Source organism: Paenibacillus sp. LS1 (genome assembly GCF_026013365.1).
GTDB lineage: Bacteria > Bacillota > Bacilli > Paenibacillales > Paenibacillaceae > Paenibacillus.
This window is the reverse complement of sequence record NZ_JAPDOE010000012.1, coordinates 144339-165329: the sequence shown is the minus strand read 5'-3', so window position 1 is coordinate 165329 and position 20991 is coordinate 144339. Positions and strand designations below refer to the sequence as shown.

General features: G+C 45.3%; 19 protein-coding genes. 11 read left to right on the top strand and 8 right to left on the bottom strand.

Annotation, left to right across the window (positions count from 1 at the left end; all coding sequences use genetic code 11):
- Positions 1-117: 117 nt before the first annotated feature.
- Positions 118-465, bottom strand: a complete 348-nt coding sequence (locus tag OM416_RS27300) for a DUF1801 domain-containing protein (RefSeq protein WP_264934773.1) — start codon at positions 463-465, stop codon at positions 118-120.
- The gene (locus OM416_RS27295; RefSeq protein WP_264934771.1) at positions 462-1037 is read right to left on the bottom strand and encodes a GNAT family N-acetyltransferase; all 576 of its coding nucleotides are present in this window, start codon (positions 1035-1037) and stop codon (positions 462-464) included. The genes OM416_RS27300 and OM416_RS27295 overlap by 4 nt, the downstream gene beginning before the upstream one ends.
- Before the next feature lie 255 nt (positions 1038-1292).
- Here OM416_RS27295 and OM416_RS27290 point away from each other — a divergent pair, with 255 nt between their 5' ends.
- The 4 genes from OM416_RS27290 (at position 1293) to OM416_RS27275 (ending at position 5729) form a co-directional block, all read left to right on the top strand.
- Positions 1293-1748 carry a GNAT family N-acetyltransferase gene (locus OM416_RS27290; RefSeq protein WP_264934769.1) on the top strand — a complete coding sequence of 152 codons (456 nt, stop codon included), beginning with the start codon at positions 1293-1295 and terminating at the stop codon, positions 1746-1748.
- 157 nt (positions 1749-1905) lie between these two features.
- Positions 1906-2187 (top strand): hypothetical protein, encoded by a 282-nt coding sequence (locus OM416_RS27285; RefSeq protein ID WP_264934768.1) that lies wholly within the window; start codon positions 1906-1908, stop codon positions 2185-2187.
- Positions 2188-2324: 137 nt separating this feature from the next.
- Entirely contained in the window at positions 2325-3677 is a 1353-nt protein-coding gene (locus OM416_RS27280; protein WP_264934765.1) for an amino acid permease, read from the top strand.
- A 297-nt stretch (positions 3678-3974) separates the two neighbouring features.
- Positions 3975-5729, top strand: a complete 1755-nt coding sequence (locus tag OM416_RS27275; protein ID WP_264934763.1) for a methyl-accepting chemotaxis protein — start codon at positions 3975-3977, stop codon at positions 5727-5729.
- A 164-nt stretch (positions 5730-5893) separates the two neighbouring features.
- Here the strand turns inward: OM416_RS27275 and OM416_RS27270 are convergent, their stop codons facing one another.
- Positions 5894-6805 (bottom strand): LysR family transcriptional regulator, encoded by a 912-nt coding sequence (locus OM416_RS27270; RefSeq protein WP_264934761.1) that lies wholly within the window; start codon positions 6803-6805, stop codon positions 5894-5896.
- 116 nt (positions 6806-6921) lie between these two features.
- Between OM416_RS27270 and OM416_RS27265 the strand changes: the two genes are divergently transcribed.
- Positions 6922-7965 carry a 2,3-butanediol dehydrogenase gene (locus OM416_RS27265; protein ID WP_264934758.1) on the top strand — a complete coding sequence of 348 codons (1044 nt, stop codon included), beginning with the start codon at positions 6922-6924 and terminating at the stop codon, positions 7963-7965.
- 134 nt (positions 7966-8099) lie between these two features.
- Here OM416_RS27265 and OM416_RS27260 read toward each other — a convergent pair whose 3' ends face one another.
- Both OM416_RS27260 and OM416_RS27255 read right to left on the bottom strand, forming a co-directional pair.
- Positions 8100-8612: a GNAT family N-acetyltransferase gene (locus OM416_RS27260; RefSeq protein WP_264934756.1), complete on the bottom strand. Its 513-nt coding sequence runs from the start codon at positions 8610-8612 to the stop codon at positions 8100-8102.
- 129 nt (positions 8613-8741) lie between these two features.
- On the bottom strand, positions 8742-9506 hold the full coding sequence (locus OM416_RS27255; protein WP_264934754.1) for a helix-turn-helix transcriptional regulator: 765 nt from the start codon (positions 9504-9506) through the stop codon (positions 8742-8744).
- Between the two features lie 371 nt (positions 9507-9877).
- On the opposite strand from OM416_RS27255, the gene OM416_RS27250 reads away from it, so the two are divergent.
- The 5 genes from OM416_RS27250 to OM416_RS27230 all read left to right on the top strand — a co-directional run bounded on the left by OM416_RS27250 (position 9878) and on the right by OM416_RS27230 (position 17242).
- A complete protein-coding gene (locus tag OM416_RS27250; protein ID WP_264934752.1) occupies positions 9878-12199 on the top strand; it encodes a glycoside hydrolase family 127 protein in 2322 nt (773 codons plus the stop codon).
- A gap of 130 nt (positions 12200-12329) precedes the next feature.
- Entirely contained in the window at positions 12330-12896 is a 567-nt protein-coding gene (locus OM416_RS27245; RefSeq protein ID WP_264934750.1) for a Uma2 family endonuclease, read from the top strand.
- A gap of 754 nt (positions 12897-13650) precedes the next feature.
- A complete protein-coding gene (locus OM416_RS27240; RefSeq protein ID WP_319951937.1) occupies positions 13651-14382 on the top strand; it encodes a hypothetical protein in 732 nt (243 codons plus the stop codon).
- A 12-nt stretch (positions 14383-14394) separates the two neighbouring features.
- On the top strand, positions 14395-16083 hold the full coding sequence (locus OM416_RS27235; RefSeq protein ID WP_264934745.1) for a vWA domain-containing protein: 1689 nt from the start codon (positions 14395-14397) through the stop codon (positions 16081-16083).
- Between the two features lie 19 nt (positions 16084-16102).
- Positions 16103-17242 (top strand): toxic anion resistance protein, encoded by a 1140-nt coding sequence (locus tag OM416_RS27230; protein ID WP_264934743.1) that lies wholly within the window; start codon positions 16103-16105, stop codon positions 17240-17242.
- Between the two features lie 126 nt (positions 17243-17368).
- Here the strand turns inward: OM416_RS27230 and OM416_RS27225 are convergent, their stop codons facing one another.
- Together OM416_RS27225 and OM416_RS27220 are read right to left on the bottom strand one after the other, a co-directional pair.
- Positions 17369-17989 carry a hypothetical protein gene (locus OM416_RS27225; RefSeq protein ID WP_264934740.1) on the bottom strand — a complete coding sequence of 207 codons (621 nt, stop codon included), beginning with the start codon at positions 17987-17989 and terminating at the stop codon, positions 17369-17371.
- Positions 17990-18133: 144 nt separating this feature from the next.
- On the bottom strand, positions 18134-18727 hold the full coding sequence (locus OM416_RS27220) for a TetR/AcrR family transcriptional regulator (RefSeq protein WP_264934738.1): 594 nt from the start codon (positions 18725-18727) through the stop codon (positions 18134-18136).
- A 192-nt stretch (positions 18728-18919) separates the two neighbouring features.
- On the opposite strand from OM416_RS27220, the gene OM416_RS27215 reads away from it, so the two are divergent.
- Complete coding sequence (locus OM416_RS27215) at positions 18920-19678, top strand: SDR family oxidoreductase (protein WP_264934736.1); 759 nt, start codon at positions 18920-18922, stop codon at positions 19676-19678.
- 354 nt (positions 19679-20032) lie between these two features.
- Here OM416_RS27215 and OM416_RS27210 read toward each other — a convergent pair whose 3' ends face one another.
- Positions 20033-20614: a hypothetical protein gene (locus OM416_RS27210; RefSeq protein WP_264934734.1), complete on the bottom strand. Its 582-nt coding sequence runs from the start codon at positions 20612-20614 to the stop codon at positions 20033-20035.
- Positions 20615-20991 lie beyond the last annotated feature (377 nt).

Genomic DNA, 20991 nt, shown 5'->3' with positions numbered 1-20991 from the left:
TCCGATTCGTTAGCACTGCGCTCAAACCTAACTCATCCCGTACACACCATACGTTCCACACATTACCACCTAAGTTACTATTGCTTCGTATGCGCCTAGCCTCTTCACTAAATTCGTCTACAATTCCGCAGATGCCTGCTTCAGCAGTCCCGCCAGCCACTCATAGTCCGGCGTATCTTTTTCCTTGAGCTTGATCGTTTTACGCTCTTCCGGGCCTTCGAATATTCCATCGGGTAGATCAAGTCCGGTTGCATGGAAGATGGTGAAGGATACGGCCTGTTTGGATGGCGAGATGACCGCAGCGTACTTTCCGTTTTTCAAAAAATGAGGTTTCTTGTATTGCACGCGTTCCTGTACGTCAGGGATGGTATCATGCACTAACTGGCGCAGTTGTCCAGCGACTTCTACTTGCCAGGGAATCTGAATCTGTTCAATAAACTCAGTGACTTCTGCATTCTTGGTCATCGTTGTTCACCCTCCGTATGGATCTGATTGTGTGTTTCCCATTCTTGTTTTAGGATTCCCATCATTAAGCGGTCGTAACGCTTACCATCACGATATACAGCTGAGCGCGCCCTACCTTCCAACTGAAAACCCACCTTCTCATAGGAACGGATTGCTTTGGCATTGTAGGCGATGACATCGAGGCCAACCCGGTCCAGATTCATCTCATGGAACGCATATCGTAAAATAAGATTCAACGCTTCCGTACCATATCCCTTGTTGCGATGTTGGGCAAGTCCGATGCCAATGGCAAGCTGTCCGCAGCGGTTGTTCCATTCAATGCTATGAATGACGACAAAACCGATCAGCGTATCCTCTTCATGCGTGCGCAGTCTGAAGTACACTTCCTTATTCTTCGTTTCTCCCTCATCCTCCAACTGTTTCTCCGAATAGGGAATGGCAATGTCGGTATCTACATTCCGAAGGTACTCCGGGTCTTCGTTCCATTGCAGCATCGTCTGCACGTCTTCAGGACGTGGTGGCGTCATCTTTAATCGTTTGCTATAAAACAGGTTGTCCGTTGTTAGTGTCATAGGGGTCTCCTTTAAAATAAGTTAAGCTTGCTTCACCTTAGTTCCACGTTTAACTCTATGTATATTTCGCAATAGACCTCGCCCCTTTGGCATATGATAGCCTCATCATAATGGAAATTACAGGTGAATCACAATAGGTTATTTCAGTGGATATAAACAGCCTCTTGTCACAAAACCTGACACAGTAGTAATATGAAATAATCGATATACAATCAATGACAGATACAATAAAAATGTCAGCAGGAGTGATACGTTTTGGAGATCAAAGTGGATGATTTGAGTGGAATACAAGTTAAGGCATTAATTGCAGAGCACTTGCAAGGGATGGCAGCGGATTCACCTCCAGAGAGTATTCATGCGTTGAATCTGGATGGACTCAAGAAGCCCGAAATTACTTTCTGGTGTGCATGGGAAGGGGACGACTTGCTCGGTTGCGGGGCTATCAAAGAACTTAATTCGGAACATGCCGAATTGAAATCAATGCGCACGGCTTCGGCTCACTTGAGAAAAGGCGTAGCAAGAAAAATTTTGGCTCATATTATGGACGTTGCTGTAGAACGCGGTTATAAGCGAGTCAGTCTGGAGACGGGCTCAATGGACTCATTTATTCCGGCACGGAAGTTGTATGAAGATTTCGGATTCGAATATTGCGAACCATTCGCAGATTATATATTGGACCCGAATAGCGCATTTATGACGAAAACAATTTAAATTGATCCATATGAGAAACCAGTATTCTGTTTTTTTTACAGGACGCTGGTTTTTTAATTTTGCAACATATCATACATATTGAAATTTGGAAAAAGAGTACAATAAACTCAAAGACACAACATGGACCATGCTATGAAAAGGGTGGAGGTAGTCGTGCATGATTTACTGGTGGTTTGATCATATGAATCCGCTGTTTGCCGTCTTAATATTATGTCCCATCATTGCTGTGGTGCTTGGAATAGGCAGTTATTTCGCTAAGTGGATTAGACTTTGGGGAACGCTGATTCTATCTTTTATGCTGCCGTTGTTGTATATCGCGAGTGATCTTTCAACATTGGGGAGTAACATAGGCGCTTGGTTTATCTATGGCGCAGCGTACAGTGTGCTCACCTGGATTGTATACAGATTGCTCCGTGCCATTGTGGGGTATAAAACATAGGTTGTGTCCCTATACGTTTGGGATGAATTGGCCATAAGGAACTTCTGGGCTGATTGATGGACAATAGGGTATACTGGACATTATGTCTATGAAACAAGACAGCATTACAGACGTTTTTTACATCAGGAGGACTTGAATTGGCTCAGACAGAAGGAACACTACAGAAGAAGCTTAAACCAAGACACATCAGTTTTATGGCTATGGGTGGTGTCATAGGGACCGGAATTTTCAAAGGCAGTGCAGAGACGATTGGACTCGCTGGTCCGGGCGTGATCGTCACGTACATTTTTGCCGGATTATTGCTGCTGGTCGTTATGGCCGCGATGGCGGAAATGGCTACGGTGTACAAGAACAAAAATATGAAAGACTTCGTGCAGGAAGCATTCGGTAGCAGAGTTTCCTTTGTTATGGGATGGATGTACTGCTTTCTATGGTTATCGGTGTGTGTCATTGAGGTGATTGCCGCCGGGAGCTTTTTGCAGTATTGGTTCAGTGAAGTACCGCTGTGGATGCTGAGTCTGGCTTGTGCGGCGTTCATTATACTGGTTAATCTGCTCAGTGTGGGTGTGTTCGGGGAATTTGAGTTTTGGCTAGCTGGGATCAAAATTGCCATGATCATTATTTTTATCTTCCTGGGCGCAGGATTGATCTTTGGCATTATTCCAAGTGATAACACCCCTTATCTACAAAATTACACGCAAGCAGGTGGGTTCTTCCCGAACGGATGGTCTTCGATCTTCTCGGCACTGCTTGTGGTCATGTTCTCCTATGGGGGATCGGAGTTGATTGGTCTGACCCTGACCGAGACGGAAAATGCAGAAAAGGTTATGCCTAAGATTGTGGGCAATTTCATGCTCAGAATTATTCTGTTCTTCACCTTGCCGATTCTCATCATCTGTGGACTCATCCCCTGGAATGAGATCGGGCCGGAGAGCAGTCCGTTTGTACAGGTACTCGCATCTACGGGACTGCCGGGAGCGGCACACATTATGAACTTTATTTTGGTGACGGCGGTTCTATCTGCTGCGAATTCAGGGATCTACGGTGCATCCCGGATGATGCACTCCATGGCAGTGGGCGGGGAAGCTCCAAAGGCATTGTCACAGACAAATCGCAACGGCAGCCCAGTTAACACACTTCTGGTGTGCTCGGTCGTCCTGCTTGGAGGTTCCTTGCTTGGCCTGTTCGCGCAGGATCAACTGTTCCGCGTATTGCTCGCAGTGCCTGGGTTTGTGGTAATTCTTGTGTGGATCTGTATTGCCTCATCGCAGTTGAAACTGCGGAAGAAATATCCGGTGCAACCGACCTTCAAAGTTTGGGGATTCCCTTACATTACCGGAGTCGTTGTATTATGTCTTAGTGTGATTGCGGTGATGTTTGTATTCGATGAAGGTAATCGGTTCAGTATTAGTATCTGTCTTGCCGTACTCGCGTTGCTGATGATCTGGTCCCTGATTCGATTCAGGAAGACAAATGGACGAACAGTTTAGTATTGTGACATTCACATGTAAAACACCACAACATCTCGGCGCTCGCGTCGGGGTGTTTTTTTCTATCATTTTTTCGCTGCAAGGAACGTAAACAAATCCTAAGAAATTAAGCCTAAATGCAACTCTAATGAACAAAGCTACCACAGCCATGATAGCGTTTTTATGTAAACCCAATATTTTCTTGCCTAAATCGACATATTCGTTTACTATTTTCCCATACTTAGTGCTTCAAGCATGCGTTTTTTGGGTAACGCCTAGTCAAAAAGGCTTGGGTTCACGGGAGAGGAAGAGGAGCGGATGATCGGTTTTTTTAGAAAACGTTTGGTTGTACGCATTGTTGCAGTAGTTACACTGGTCATTACGATTATCGCCGTTGGAAGCATGCTGTTACAGGTGGCCAATATGAAGCTAGCTGCGCAGGAGGCCATTTCGAGTTACAATATCCAGATTGCTCAGAGTTATGTGAATCAGCTGGATACCGCATCTTATGTCGAGTTTGCCAAGGACCCCAAGGAGAATGACGAATTCTTGAAGATTCGTGATGAACTGGATGACTTTCGCGTAAGTATTGGTGCAATGTATGTGTATTTCGTCAAAATAGATGACAAAGGTACGCCACTTATTATGGTGGACGGCATGAAGGATGCAGATAAAGCCTCACCGATTAATGAAGTAACGGATGTGCCACAGGATGCTATTCAGAAGCTGTTGCAGGGGCAAACAGCCAGTTCTTCGATTATTAACAATGAGGAGTACGGCGACTATATTTCCTCTTACGCTCCGATGCTGGATAGTAATGGGGCTGTAACAGGTGTGATTGGTATTGATACGGCGGTATCGGTGATCGGAAGTATTGAGTCAGATATAATGAAATCGAGTATTCCCTTCTATGCCTTATTGTTACTAATTACACTTATAGGCATTGCTGTTGTCATGTGGTTTATCGTAAGGGGACTGCGACCACTTCAACCGCTGAAGGCGAGTGTGGAAAAAATGGCACAGGGTGAGCTTGCAGAAGCGAATCAAATTTTGACGTCGTATCGTTTGCGGAGCGAAGATGAGATTGGAACCACATACCAAGCGATGATACATATGTCCGGAAACTTGAATAAAATTGTAAGTAACATGGTTGAAGGGGTAGCAGTAACCACAGATATTTTATCGGAATCAACCAAGGAATTTAATCGCAGTACCGAAGAGATGCTTGAGATGAGCAAGACGGTTGATCAGTCTGTCGAACAGATTAGACAGGGTGCACATACGCAGAAGCAGGGTGCGAGCGATAGCGCGCATGCGATGGAAGAGATCGCAAAAGGCATAACGGATATATCCGAATCCTCGATGGTGGTATCGGATGCGGCAACAAGTGCGCTTGCTACGGCGGAGTCGGGTAAACAGAGCATGTCACTGATGAAAACACAGATGGAGAGCATCTCGAATGTCTCAGGTGAAGTTGTAGTGATGGTTCAGGTGCTGAACAACTACTCCGAGGAAATAGGTGGTGCGCTACACACGGTTCGTGATTTTGCGAGTCAGACGAAGCTGCTTGCGCTTAATGCATCCATTGAGGCAGCGCATGCAGGAAAACATGGCAAAGGTTTTGCCGTTGTGGCGGACGAAGTTCGGAAGCTTGCTGAGGCCTCAAGCACATCCATGGAACTGATCTCGAATCTGCTGCTTCGCATTCAACAAGAATCACAGCAGATCGGCTCACGGATGGGCGTTACCGCAACGGAGATTGGGCAAGGTGTTACGATTACCGCAGACGCCGAACAAGCATTTGCCCATGTGGTTGATGCGTTCCAACTGGTGACCCGTCGCATTCAGGAAGTTTCCGCGGCGGCAGAGGAAATCTCGGCAGGATCGGAAGAGGCCGCAGCCTCGGTCAATACGATCTCCCAGATTTCAGCCGGGGTGTCAGATCATTCGGATGAAATCTATCGCTTGATGCGTGAACAATCGTCCATGTTCAACAGGGTAGCGCAGACCTCCACGATGCTGGAGCAGCAGACCAACGAGATGAGCGAAGCCGTGCGAAAAGTGAAAGTATAACTTGAGTAAAATGTAGTAATAGTAAAGCAAGCGATAGTTAGAAAAGAGTCTGGTTTGTTGCGTAACCAGTGTAACCATACAAAGCAAAAAAAGTGTTCCGCTCTTAGAGGAGTTGGTGTTCATCCCAAACTTCCTTCAAAGGGTGGAGCACTTTTTTTGTGCGTTCATACCATTAAATGATCCAGCTCAATTGCCTGTCTGAAGCGTCGGGCAAATCGTTCTGCGGCAACGGCGCACTCCTTGGATTCTGTCTGCACGAAGCCGATTTGCATTTTCGGTTGATCAATTCCAGCGATCTCAACCATCTTCACCAGACTTTCTTTCCATAATTGATTTTGGTGAAAGGAAAAGTCATGACCAATCGTGGCGGCAATATCGTTTCTTAATACCATATTGATGGCTTCTGAATTATTTGTTTTGAACAGAATGGACAGAGGTCCGTGATCATAGGTGAATTCCTGGATAAAGTCTTCGATGAAACCGTCTCGATAGAGTGCCAGCTTGTGTTCTTTTAATTGATTCGGTGTAACACGGCTGTACTTGGCAAGTTCAGACAGGTGATGCGTACCGACGACCAGCTTGCCCGAGTACATGGGACTGAAGTGAAGTCCATCGAATTCCCGCAATTGTTTGGCATAGATCGCGATAAAGCCCAGATGGGTTTTGTTGTTGCGAATATCCTCGATAATTTCCATGGACCCTTTCTCTTCAATGGAGATGTTGAGTTGGGGGTGCTCATGCTTCATATCCGCAGCAGATTGAACAAGATAGGGCATGACACTTGGAAAAGTAGCCACATGAAGCTCTCCCGTAAGAGAGGAGGCTTCTGCGTTCAGGGATTTCAATTCATCAATCCGCTGTAAAATGTCCAGTGCCTTGGCAATGAATTGTTTGCCTTCGGGCGTGGGATGAGTTCCCTGCCGCGAGCGTTCAAACAGGATCAAGCCCAGTTCTTTCTCCAAACGGTGAACCGATTGGCTAATTGCCGATTGTGTGACATGTAGATGCTCCGAGGCGGCGGAGAATGATTGCGTCTTCGCAATTTCAACGACATATTCGAGCTGTTCCAGATTCATGATTTCATCTCCGTTTAGCATTAATATAACTAATGTTAACATTAGTATCTATAAATATGAATAATACATGAACAGAGATATAATATATAGACAATCATATAAAGGGGATGAGCTTCATGAAAGCAGCAGTATGGTACGCCCATAAAGACGTTCGTGTAGAAGAGCGGGAGGTTCCGGTCGCTCAAGCGGGTCAGGTCAAAATCAAAGTGGAATATGCGGGTATCTGCGGCAGTGACTTGCATGCTTATCATCATGGTGTGGGGATTCAAGAAGGCGAGAATCATCCGCTCTCAGGACAAAAAGCACCGTTGACGCTGGGTCATGAATTTGCAGGAACCGTGAGTGAATTGGGGAGTGATGTAAGCGGTATCAGTGTAGGTGACCGTGTTGTGGTGGAGCCGTTGTACCATTGTGGAAAATGTGAGTACTGTATCCAGGGTCGTTACAACCAATGTACTCAATTTGGATTCGTTGGACTGAATGGTGATGGTGGCTTTGCAGAGTATGTTGTTGTTGAAGCATACATGGTTCATCCCATACCGGATAACGTATCTTTCGAAGAAGGAGCGCTCGTAGAGCCTACAGCAGTAGCCTTTCACGCGGTTCGTCACAGCAAGCTGAAAGTGGGGAACAAGGTAGCGGTATACGGAGCAGGTCCAATTGGACTATTGACCATACTGTCTGCCAAAGCGGCAGGAGCTTCTGAAATCTATGCAGTTGATGTATTTGAGGAACGTCTCGATCTGGCAGCCAAGCTGGGAGCCATTCCAGTGAACAGTGCCAAAGTCAATGCAACCGAAGTGATTTTGCAACAATCGGGTGGCATCGATGTGGCCTATGAAGCAGCTGGTGTGCAGCCAACGATGGACAGCGCTATTGCGGTTGTCAAAAAAGGTGGAGAAGTCGTTGTCATCGCAGCGATTCCGAATCCGCTTCAAGTGAACTTCTTCGATCTTCTGGTCAAAGAAGCGAATCTGACAGCAACCCTGGCATATCGTCACATTTTCCCAGAAGTAATCTCATTGATTGCGGAAGGATCTCTCGATGTGAAACAGGTCATCACCAAGAAAATCAAACTGGACGATATCGTACAGGAAGGACTTGAGCTGTTGATGAGCGACAAGAGCCATGCGAAGATTTTGGTCGAAATTGGCGGGTAAAAAATCAATAGCGAAGTATCATTTCAAATGCTGATTGATCATTTATCATAGTAAAAAAGACCGTTCATCATGATGAACGGTCTTTTTTACGTTTCATTCTCAGCTCGCTGACCGTGGGTTACTGTTACCCTCCACTAGGAATCATAACGGTAACAGATCGCCTTGCCCCCGCTACTTACGGAGCTGAATTCCTCATCCTCTGTAAATCCAAAACGCTCATACAAACGGATGGCGTTGACCATCTGACCACCCGTATATAAATACACCGTATTTTTGCCCATCTCTTTGGCAGATTCCACGCATTGCTGGAGCAATTCTCTGGCGATCCCGTGGCCTCTCCATTTTGGATCGACACCCAACAAGCGAATAAACGGATAATCGATCGGCAATTCAAAGTTTGGATATGCCTTGTGCGCTGTTTCGAATAATTGAACTGTACCGACAATCTGATCATCAATCTTGGCGATCCATAATTGTGTCAGGTACGGATTAACCACAGACTCTCGAATGTCTTTTAGGTAGGCCTCCCAGCGTTCATTTTGTTCAAATGTCTCTCGATACTCGGCGTAACTTGCAACAAGAATATCTACAATCTCTGGATGGTCTGTTTCTGTGGCAGGATGAATCGTAACAGCAGCCGTTGTCATCTTTTATTTCCTCTTCTCTTATAGGTTAAGTGTGAAATAGAGTTTTCTTGCATTTTACCATAACGAATTCAATTCGATTCATTCAAATTTTCTATAGTTAACTCAGTCATTTCTATAGATCAAAGCACATTAGCGATTGAGCTGTGTGGAATACAGATGATTGCGATATTCGGTTGGCGTATTGCCTTCGTATTGCTTGAACATGCGCAGGAACAGCTTGTAGTCGGTGAAGCCGCACTGTCCGGCAATTTCTTTTACACTGGCATTGGTGTTCAGCAACAACTGTTTCGCCCGGCGAATTCGTTCTGTGAGGATATAGGTTTTGAGTCCGGTACCTTTCTCACGTTTCACCATTTTGGAGATATAGTCTTTGTTAAAATTAAAATTTTCTGCAATCTGACTCACCGTGATGTTTGTATGCAGATGAATATCGACCCACTTGCAGATATGGTCCACAATCGCATTATGCGGGCGATAATCCGTCTCTATATTGCGCTCCAGCTCCTTGAACAATAGCAACAAAGCAGCGTCGGCTTCCTCTGGTGAGAAGGATGACACGTGCAGCAACTGCTTGAATAACTGATTGGCCATGGAAGGCACCTGAATGGTGGCATGTGTCCTAAAGCGACTGAATTCTGCCTGCACGGCATCATAGTGAACCCAGTAAAAGCTGACGGGGGCGTCACTAATCCGGTAGCCATAGTGGGTGTGACCAGCACGCAGAAACAACAAATCGTTGGCACGAACCACATATTGTTCCTCGTCTTCCGCGATGTACATCTCACCTTCCAGCATCAAAATAATCTCGTGAACAGGCATGCTGCGTCTCATGTGGCTCCAGTTGCCTGCGGATATGAACTTGCCGCACAGGTAATGTTCCAGTGGCTTTTGCATAGGACGGATTTATCCACCTTTTCTTGGATTATGAGTCTGATGTAATTGTATTTTATTTGATAATATGAGGATATTCAAGCTTTAAAATGGATTGATGAGTATTAGTCATGTAGCTAATAAAACGGATTTTACCCCTCAAGAATGAATGGATATCTATATAAGTTGAACTAATCATTTACATGATAACGGAGAGGACAGAAAAAACCTGAAAAAGCGGAGCGTTCGCCTTTATCCCCGGATTTTCCCCTTCGGAAAAGGATTCAAAAAATCTGGGGATAACAGCGATTGGAAGGTTATTCTGTCATCGTAGTGTCAGTGTAAATAATCTTTAGTTCAACTTATATATTACATCCCGAGAAGGAGTGAGTGTAATGATTGATACGAAAAAAGGATTTCTGGGACCGGAGCATGTAGATTTGCTAAATGGTGTGTTCCAAACATCACAAGAGGTTGGAGAACGGTATCTGTTGTCGCTGGATATCGATCGATTTCTGGCTCCGTGCTTCGAAGCTCATGGTTTACCTGTCAAAAAGGAACGTTATGCCGGGTGGGAGGCACGCACCATCAGCGGGCACTCCCTCGGACATTATCTGTCTGCCCTGGCCGTAACGTATCAGGCCACCTGGAATATTACGTTAAAAGAAACGCTGGATTATGCTGTCACCGAACTGGCGAGAATCCAACAGACCACGGGAAGTGGGTATATCGGCGGTTTGTCCGAAGAAGCGTTCCACATCGCATTCCGCGCCCAATATATCGGTGGATTCAACATCGGTGAATACTGGGTTCCCTGGTACAGTGTGCACAAAATCTATCGTGGCTTGATTGACGCCTATAAACTGACTGGCAACGGACAGGCGCTTGAGGTGGTTACTCGATTTGCAGACTGGGCGGTAGAAGGTTTGCTTCCGATGACAAAAGAACAGATGCAGACGATGCTTCAAAGTGAACATGGGGGCATGAATGAAGTATTTGCACATTTGTATGGGATCACGGGCAAAGCCCTATATCTTGAGATCGCTAACAAGTTCACCCATCAATTGATCCTGAGACCCTTGGAGCACAAGCAGGACGATCTTCAAGGCAAACACGCCAATACGCAGATTCCCAAAGTGATCGGTGCAGCCGAAATCTACAATCAGGACCATACCCATGAGAGTTATCGGACAGCGGCAGAGTTTTTCTGGAACACCACGGTGCATCATCGTTCCTACGTATTTGGTGCGACGAGTATTTCGGAGCATTACGAAGCGAAGGGCATGGAGAGTCTTGGCATCAAAACAGGAGAGAGCTGTTGCACCCACAACATGTTACATCTAACGAAGCAACTCTTCGCCTGGAATCCCGATAGCGCCTATATGGACTATTATGAAAACGCCATCTATAATCACATCCTCGGCACGCAGGACCCGGATACGGGGAACAAGACGTATTTTGCGTCAACGCTGCAAGGCCACTACAAAATCTACGGTACTCACGACACCGCCTGGTGGTGCTGCACAGGATCAGGCATGGAGAACCCGGGCAAATATGCCGAGGCCATCTATTTCGAGGATGAACAGGACCTGTACGTCAACCTGTATATCGCTTCCCAATTGGATTGGACGTCTCAGGGAATATCCCTGAAGCTTGAAACTGACTTTCCTTATTCGGAAAAGGTGACCCTGACGATCACCGGAGGCAACGCCTCGGCTCATCTAAGATTACGTGTGCCCTCATGGCTGCAACAGCCAATGACGGCAACAGTTAACGGGGATACGGAACATCCGTATACACGGATGGAACCCGGCTATCTTTCCATCGACCGCACATGGACAGCGGGCGATGTCATCACAATCACACTGCCGATGTCACTCCGCCAGTACACCTCCAGAGATGATGCCCATAAGGTGGCATTCTTGTACGGGCCAATCGTACTTGCCGGTGCTCTAGGGAGCGAGGGGCTTCCCGAGGATACGATTGTGGACGAAACAGCGCTGAATCCCAAGACAGCACCTGTACCTGTGATCTGGACGGAGCAGGAGGATGTACGAGAGTGGATCAAGGTTGTGGATGCAGATACGTTAACATTTGAACTTAGCAAAGATGTCACTTCCACCGGCGAAGCCGTGAAGCTGATTCCGTTCTATGATGTGCATCATGAGTTCTATACGGTGTATTGGCCGTTTAACGACGAAGGTGATGCGTTGGAGAAAGAGTTGAACGATATCACGATCGATAGGGTTCAAGCGGATGGTCAGCAGGATGAGATTGGACATCAACTAGATAGCAATTGCCGTGGGGAGCATCATAATGGTTCTACCACGGATGGCCGTAACAAGCTGCATATGTGGCGAGAGGCTTTTGGCGTCCGTGGAGCTTACTTCAGTTATCAGCTGGCAGTGGATCGAGCCGCAGCCAATTACCTATGCGTGGCCTATTGGGGCGGAGATCATTCCCCGTTTGAACGGGAAGGCACATTATACGACAGACAATTCAGCATTACCGTGGATGGAACCGTCATCGGAGAGCAGCGAATTCATATGAACAAAATCGGCGAAGTGTTCTATGTGATCTATGATATTCCTGAGATTGCTACATCAGGAAAAGACAGCATAACTGTGTCGTTTCAGGCGAAGGGCGACAATGGTTGTGCCGGAAAAGTGGTAGAGGTACGCACCACGCGAAGCAAACCGGAATCCATCTTTTCGTAATAAGGGGCATGATATGAAAAGGCCCAAACACAATGTTATAATGAAAATAATTATTGATTAGGGCGTGTCTGAAAACTCCGAAGGAAGCAGATTTTGAGACACGTCCTAGGTAAAAGAGGAGGTTAGAAGTGTGGCAAAGCCCGATAATAAAGGTACTTATAACTTTCAGGATTGGTTAACTTGGGAGGGCGCTTGGGAATTGATTAACGGCAAAGCTTTTAATATGTCTCCAGCACCCACTTCATTGCACCAGTTTATTGTGGGTGAGCTACACTTCTCCTTGCGGACTTTTTTTCAGAATCGAAAATGTTTCGTGTTTGTTGCCCCATTCGACGTATATTTTAGCGAAAATGAACAATACGACGTACCAGATCAAATTGTACAACCTGATCTATCGGTGGTGTGCTCCAAAGACCAGATATCTAAAAGTGGCTGCCACGGTGCACCTTCTTTAATTATCGAGGTGTTATCTCCTTCGACTGCATTAAAGGATTTTAACGAAAAATTTAACTTGTATCAGAAATATGGTGTGAACGAATACTGGATTGTTGACCCCGGCAATCAAACCGTCCATGTGTACACGCTGGAAGATGGCAGTTACCAGACCCGTCATCTATATACAGAGCAGCAAATGATTCAATCGGTTATATATCCCGAACTGGTAATCCCGATGGATTCGCTGTTCAAGTTCAGGTAGTGCGAAGCGTCAACCTGTCTGCTACAGAGGGGGAAATATGCCGGCCATTTTTTATTCTAACGAACCACATACACCTTATATAGGGAATTTAGGTGAGTTGGGAAATGTAACGAATCTCAGCGACGCTATTTCATTCGAAATAGGCGATAAACAACGTTTTTACACCTAATACGCGAACATAACGTGTCTCAGGTTCGTTACATTTTCAGATGAGCTGAAATACACCAAATAGCGTCACCTCAGTTCGTTAGCCGTAGAATACACTATTGTGGAAATTACTGCGCAGCGTAGAAGATGCACCTTTTTGTATCGTTGGGCATCGGCTCACCGGATCACTGGAGCAGCAAAATTATCAATAAGAATATCAAAAATGATGAACCAACGTATAAAGGACGAAACCGGATGATCTCCGATTCGTTCTTTTTGTTTTGCTCCTTTTTCAGACAAGTCTTATATAAAAAATGACACGCATAGCTATTTTCCACGTATTACCTGATAACATTTCTTCTCCACAATCTGCTGTCTTGTAAAACTCACTTTTTATGGATTGACCACAAAATTTCCTGCCAAGTTCCACGTTGTCCCTGAAAATATGAAATGGGATAAGCCCAAACCACGTATATTAGGAGTATCCAAATATCCAATGTTATCCACCTGAGAGCGTTAACATCATGTACAATAAGAATAAGTTGATTAGGAAAATTACGACATGAAGCACCAATATATAACATGAAAGGAGGTCGGATGATTGAACATGATCAAGTACATAAAATTGTTGGGATTAATCCTCGGTATTGTGGCTGTGAATGTTCTGGCATTCTCACCCGGCTTTATCGGGCTGAATTTCGGGGGAGGGGCATTCACAACTGCGCTATCCGTTACCCTTCTGTTCGGCAGTGCAATGGCACTCTTATATGGCAGTTACGCTTGGCTGTTCAGACAGCCCGTAGTCCTGCCCGTGAAGCATATCGAAACACATGAAGATTATGTGGAAGCACTATCTTTTTATAGACGCATCAAAGTGATCGAAGAAGATATTACGCTGGGGCTGTCTCAACTTAGTCGGATGAAAAAGAAGAAAGAAACACTTCTGAATGTGCTTCATCAGCGGTTTGATCCCGGGGAACTGAGCTACAAAAAATTCGCTTCGGTCACGCTGGAAGTGGAGAAGCTGTTATACCTGAATATCCGCAGTGTACTGAACCGGTTGAATGTATTCGATGAAGCCGACTATGCCAACATGATGAAATCCAAATCCGAAAGCATTCCCCAGAAACTTTTTCAGGAAAAAACCAAGGTATACAACGATTATCTGTCTTATGTGAAAAATGCACTCCACACCAATGAGGAAATTCTGCTCAAGCTCGATCAGTTGTTACTCGAGATTTCACGCCTCGACAGCTTTGAAGCCGGAGATATTGAACAGATGCCTTGTATGCAGGAGATTGATCAGTTAATCAAGCACACCAAATTATACAGACAGTGAGGGGTTGCTCGTATGGCCAAGAAGGGTAAGTTTTTTTTTATATCGATTGTAATGCTGGTACTTGTATTCGGTCTGGTCTATGCAGGGATTACACTAACATCGAACTTTGGCAAGACGACCACACAGGTCAGCACAGAGAATGCAGGAAAGGAACTGGGCAAACTGTACGCGGACATTGCGCCGGCGACGGCGGAACCGGTTAAAGGACAGATTGATCTCGATCCCGTTGACGTGGCGGAATCACTGCCGGATATCTCAAAATTTCCGATCGCTGTAGAGAATACAACAAATGATTACGTCGAAATCTTCTCTTCCACAGAGAAGTCGGGCAGCGGGGTAGACGGCTGGTTAACCGAGGTGGGCGAGGAGTTCAACAAAGCAAATATTACCGTTGGAGGCAAACAGGTATCGGTCAAAATCCGTAACATAGCCTCCGGTACGGCTACCGATTATATCAAGTCTGGTAAGTATATGCCGGAAGCATTCACACCTTCTAACGAACTATGGGGCGAGATGGTTGAGGCAAGTGGGGTGAAGACCGAGATGGTGTCCGAGCGGCTGGTCGGGAACGTTCCGGGTATCGTTATTTCCAAAGCCAAGTATGACGCACTCGTTGATACGTACGGCTCCGTTAATGTAAAAACCGTAACCGAAGCGATTGCCAACAATGAACTCGCGATGGGATATACCGATCCATTTGCCAGCTCCACAGGACTAAATTTTCTGGTGACGGCACTAAACACGTATGACAGCGCCAACCCACTTGGGGAGAAGGCTATTGAGGGATTTGAGAAATTCCAGACGAATGTACCGTTTACGGCGTCAACAACGATTCAGATGCGGGAAGCTGCCAAGTCAGGCAGACTGGATGCCTTTGTACTCGAATATCAGACGTATGTGAATACCGCCGATCTGAAGAGTGGTTACGTCTTTACACCATTTGGCGTGAGACATGACAGCCCGCTGTATGCACTCGGTCAACTGCCACAGAACAAACAGGAGATCATCCAGAAGTTCGCGGAATTCGTAACCCAAGCGAAGTACCAACAATCGGCAGAAGAATTCGGTTTCAATGGATTGCAGGATTACAAATCCGAACTGGCTACCGTGGATGGCGGCACGTTGCTGTCTGCACAGAAAGTATGGAAAGAGAAGAAGAACGGCAGTAAACCCATCGCCGCCGTGTTCGTGACGGACGTATCCGGAAGTATGGACGGCGAACCACTTAACCGACTGAAGGAGTCCTTGCGCAAAGGTCAGAAGTATCTGGGCACAGACAACAGTATTGGACTGGTCTCTTACTCCAGCGGGGTAACCGTGAATCTGCCGATTGCCAAGTATGATACGAACCAGCAGTCCATGTTTGTCGGAACAGTCGATAGTCTGCAAGCTGGCGGCGGTACAGCAACCTTTGATGGGATCGTGGTGGCGATGAAGATGCTTGAAGATTATATGGCTGCTGATCCAAACGTGAAGCCGCTGATCTTTGTCCTGAGTGATGGCGAGACCAACGAAGGTCATACCCTGAAGGATATCCGGGATTTGGTCGAGACATACAAAGTACCAATCTATACGATTGGGTACAACGCGGACATCAAGGCTTTGGAGAGCATCTCCAGCATTAACGAGGCTGCAAGCATCAATGCCGATACCGACGATGTCGTGTACAAAATCGGTAACCTGTTTAACGTACAGATGTAATCTAAAGGGGGAACTGTAGATGTCATTTTCAATGGAAATACCGAGCCAGAAGGAAATTCAGAAGGTGATCGAAGAAGAGGTAAAACCTGTGCCCGCCGAGGTCGCGGAGCTTCAACAAGTGGCAAATGCCAACGTAGAGATGATCATGACACTGGATCTCGAATCCTTGGAGAAGCGCAAAGAGATTTTGCAATCCATTGACGGCTTTGGCATGAACACGATGAGATCCTCTTCTGAGAAAAACGCCTTGCTTCAAGTCTCCGTTGGACATCTGTCCAAGACGGGAGACGAGGGCGGTCAGGTCGCCAAAGGCTTGACTGAGCTGCATATGCAACTAAAGGATCTCGACCCGAGCGTGGTCGACTTTGCCAAGACCGGTTTCCTCGGTAAATTGTTTAATCCGCTTCGTGCCTATTTCCTGAAATACCAGAAGGCTGACGCAGTCATCGCTGACATCGTAACCTCTTTGGATAAAGGCAGATCCACCCTGCGTAACGATAATACAACGCTGGAGATTGAACAGCAGAACTTGCGGGAACTCACCAAACGATTACAAAAGGAAATCCAGCTTGGCGTGCTCATGGATGAGTCCATCGACGCGCAGATTGAAGCGGCTAAGGTCCGGAATGAGGACCCTGAGAAAGTCCGATTTATTACGGAAGAAGTGCTGTTCCCACTCCGTCAGCGGGTCATGGATCTGCAGCAGATGCTGGTCGTTAATCAGCAGGGCATTATGGCGATTGAAGTAGTCATCCGCAATAATAAGGAACTAATCCGAGGCGTGGACCGTGCGAAGAATGTAACGATCTCGGCATTGAAAATTGCCGTTACGGTAGCAAGTGCTTTGTATAATCAGAAGATTGTATTACAAAAGATCGAGTTGCTGAACCAGACAACCAACGATCTGATTGCCGGAACATCCAAGATGCTTAAGGATCAGGGGATTGCCATCCAGAAGCAGGCATATGAAGCCAGCATCTCCGTGGATACGATGAAACAGGCGTTCACCGATGTGTTGTCTGCGCTCGATTCAATCAGTCTTTATAAGCAGGAGGCTTTGCCGAGAATGAGGGAGACTATCTCGCAGTTCCGTGTACTTGCCGATACCGGAGAGCAGCAGATTCAGCGGTTGGAAAAAGGGCAGAAGTTGGGGCTGTAATCAGAAGAGAGAGAGAAATAAAATTTTTACGTAATAGATTGTTATCTTATTTTATAATTAGAAAAGCGACCATTCCTCATTAAGCATGGGAATGGTCGCTTTTTGGGCTTTTTATGAAGATAGATACTAAAAATCGTAACCCAAACTGTTTGCATAAGCGCGTAGCTGCTGCTCGGATTGCTCCATGAGATCGATAGCGGTTTTTATTTTGGTATTAGCCTGTTTCAGTATCGTTTGATTCACTTTGGTCTTGGATACTGCCTGCTTGTACAACAAGAGCCCTTCGAGCTGATTGTAGTTTCCTTTGACAAATGTGGCATGAATTTTCTTGAGTTTCGGATTGGCAGGCTTAATCTGCTTCAGTTTGGATACCAATTTCGTATAATTGGGGATTACCGTATTTGTAAGTTTAAGATATATGGACTTACGATTCGGTGAATTTGCTTGGGAGCCGATGCTTTCCATAGCGGTAGAAGCTTTGGCTAAATAAGTTTTCAGAGCTAGTATCTGGTTAACATAATCGACAAGCTCCTGCTGGTCTGCGGTAAGTTCTGCCTCATCTAATTCTAACTCGTCCATAAGTTCTTCGTGCAAATAATCATCTTCACTATAACTCTGATCTGAATATGTAGAGGTTGCTACTTTGGCTGCATTGGCAGAAGTGGCTGGAGCGAGAAGCACCCCGCCAAGCAAAAAAAAACTGGTAATCAATGATATAATCCACGACTTCTTCAAATGTATTGTCATCCTCCTTTTGTTTGTATTCCAATGCATAATTTATCATATCAATACCAGAAATTACAGGAATGTATTTACATAATTTTGATGGTGAAGCTTTCTTAAAATTACTCTCAATCACCCTACTATAGGGAAGTAAGGCGATTCAAAATTTCAGTCTCTCAACACGACATTGTCAGGCTTGTAATGAATAATCTTAAATAATTCCTCGGCCATGTAGGCGGGGCTGTGCTTGAATTCCTGACGAATCCACTCCATAATCATGCCGAATATCGCATGAGATTGGTAACTTGCCAATATTTCATGGTTGATGTGCGGAGGGAAGATATGGTTCAGATCCTGTAAGGCAAGATCCCGAAGGACATCACATATCATGCGCTGGAAGTTGGAAGAAGCTTCGGATTTCACAACTAGCGTATAAAATTGTGCGTGCTGATGCACATGCTCAAATATGGTAATTGCGGAAGATGGCATCAGATTGACCTCGAACTCTTCCTTATCCTGATAAGGTTTGCGAAAAGAAGTCACCAAATCCTGAATCACATCATTGATGATTTCGTTGAACAGGTCTTCCTTGTACTGATAATGTCTGTAGAAAGTTCCCCGATTCAGGTCAGCTCGCTGCACAATATCCGTAATCGATATTTCTTTAAAGGGATGTTTTTGCATCAAATGGATGAGTGCATTTTTCAGTGCAGCTTTTGATTTTTTAATTCTTCGGTCCATCGAATTCAGAGTTTCAGACATCTATTTTCCTCCTCGCGAGTTCACTTTATTAGTTAAAGAACAAAAAGGCTTATTAGTGTTGTTTAACGTACAACTGGACAAGCTTTTACTGATTGAAGTGAAACGCTATGACTTATTATACTAAGGATAGGAGTTAATGAACATTTGTTTGTTAACTTATTGTAAACGAATACACAAAGGAGGATATATGGAATGAAACTTCAAGATAAAGTTGCAGTTGTTACAGGTGCTGGTTCAGGTATGGGGAAAGCAATTGCCACGTTGTATGCTCAAGAAGGCGCGAAAGTCGTGGTATCGGATATTAACGAAGAATCTGCACAAGCGGTAGTTAATGATATTAAGGCACAGGGCGGAGAAGCAATTGTCGTTCTGGCCAATGTAGCCAAAGAAGAAGATGTGCAAAACCTGATCGATACGACGGTGAGCACATACGGAACAGTAGATATTCTGATTAACAATGCGGGCATTATGGATGGCATGGAGCCGGCAGCAGATGTAACTGATGAGAAGTGGGAGAGATTGTTTGCTGTGAACACAACCAGTGTGATGCGGACAACGCGTAAAGTATTGCCGATCTTCCTGGAAAAACAAAAAGGTGTTATCGTGAACATTGCTTCGGCAGGTGGATTACACGGTGGACGTGCAGGAGCAGCCTACACGGCTTCCAAACATGCGGTCGTAGGATTTACCAAAAATACAGGGTATATGTATGCTGAGCAAGGCATTCGTTGTAACGCTATCGCTCCAGGAGCTGTGGCGACTAATATTAGTGCATCCATGGCAGGCATTAGCCATTTCGGTGCAGGGCGGCAACAGCTGGGCATGGCAATCAATCCACGCATCGGAACGAGCGAAGAGATTGCCAAGGTGGCTCTGTTCCTCGGATCGGACGAGTCCAGCTTCGTGAATGGAACCGTCGTTACAGCAGATGCTGGCTGGAGTTCTTATTAATCCATTGAAGTGCAGTCAAGCATGGATTACGGAAATAGTGTGTACAGTCAGGAAGCCGCATGAGCATATGCGGCTTCCTTTTTTTGCGATGCCCTGAACCTGTGGGATAATCGTTGACTGTTGGTGCTACTCCCAAGAGTCAATTATTTTTGGAGCAATGTTGAGTAGCTTCAAGAATCAAGTGAATCACTCCTCGTCAGACGATGAAATTCAGATCAATGCGGCCATAAACGCAAAAAAAGGCACAACCTCATTTGTTCACGAGGTTGTACCTTTCGGTAGCATAGCCTTTTGATTATACGGCTATTATACGAATTAACTCAGCAAAAACCGCATACATGCAGTTACTGTTTTTTAAAAATCAAATCCAAGTTTATTGGCGTATGCAGCAAATTCTTTTTGATACTTCTCGATATTTTTCTTGCCGGCAGCAATTTTAGCATTGGCTTGTTTCAGGACAGCGCTGTTTACCGTTGTTTTGGAGACAGATTTTTTAGCAAGTTGGAATCCTTCCAGCTGTGTGTAGCTACCTTTGATCAAGTTGGCATGGATTTTTTGCAGCTCTGTATTTTGCGGTTTAATCAGCTTCAGCTTGGATACATATTTGGTGTAGTTAGGAATCGCTGTGTTGGTCAGTTTCAGAAAAACGGACTTGCGATTGGAGGATGTAATGTAAAATCCACCTCCCAAAGCATTGAAGGCTTTCTCCTCATATACCGCTGCGCTCTCCAACTGATCAAGGTAGCCCAGGAAATCTTCTTCTTCGACTGTAGGGATCGGTTCTTGTTCTGACGTATCAATTTCTTCATAGTATTCGTCTTCCGAATATGTAGTGGTTGAGTCATCCGCAGCAGCGGCATAGGACCCTGCAGGTGCGAATACCCCACCAAGCAAAACAAAACTCATAATAATGGATAGAACCCAAGACTTTTTCACGTTACAATTTCCCCTATCTATATATGTGATATTATTCCAATGGATAATCTAACATAGTGCGACAAGAAATTACAGGTATCCATTTACAGTAATATAGTTTTTTCATATCGTTTCATGCTGTTGCATATTGGTGCAGCGTCGTATAGAGCTGTAGTGGCAGCGGTTATTGTAACTAGGTACAAAGAGATACGGCTATGTTTAAACGTGTACATTTGTTCGGGTGATTTGAATGAAGTTGGTTCTTTCAGAATATTTTCAGAAAGGATATATATGCAAAAGTATACTTTACTTTGGGTTTATTAATTAATACTTTAAACCTATTTCCGTTTGTAGCGGTATGCCCGATAAATAGCATTGGAGTTGATTCATACATATTG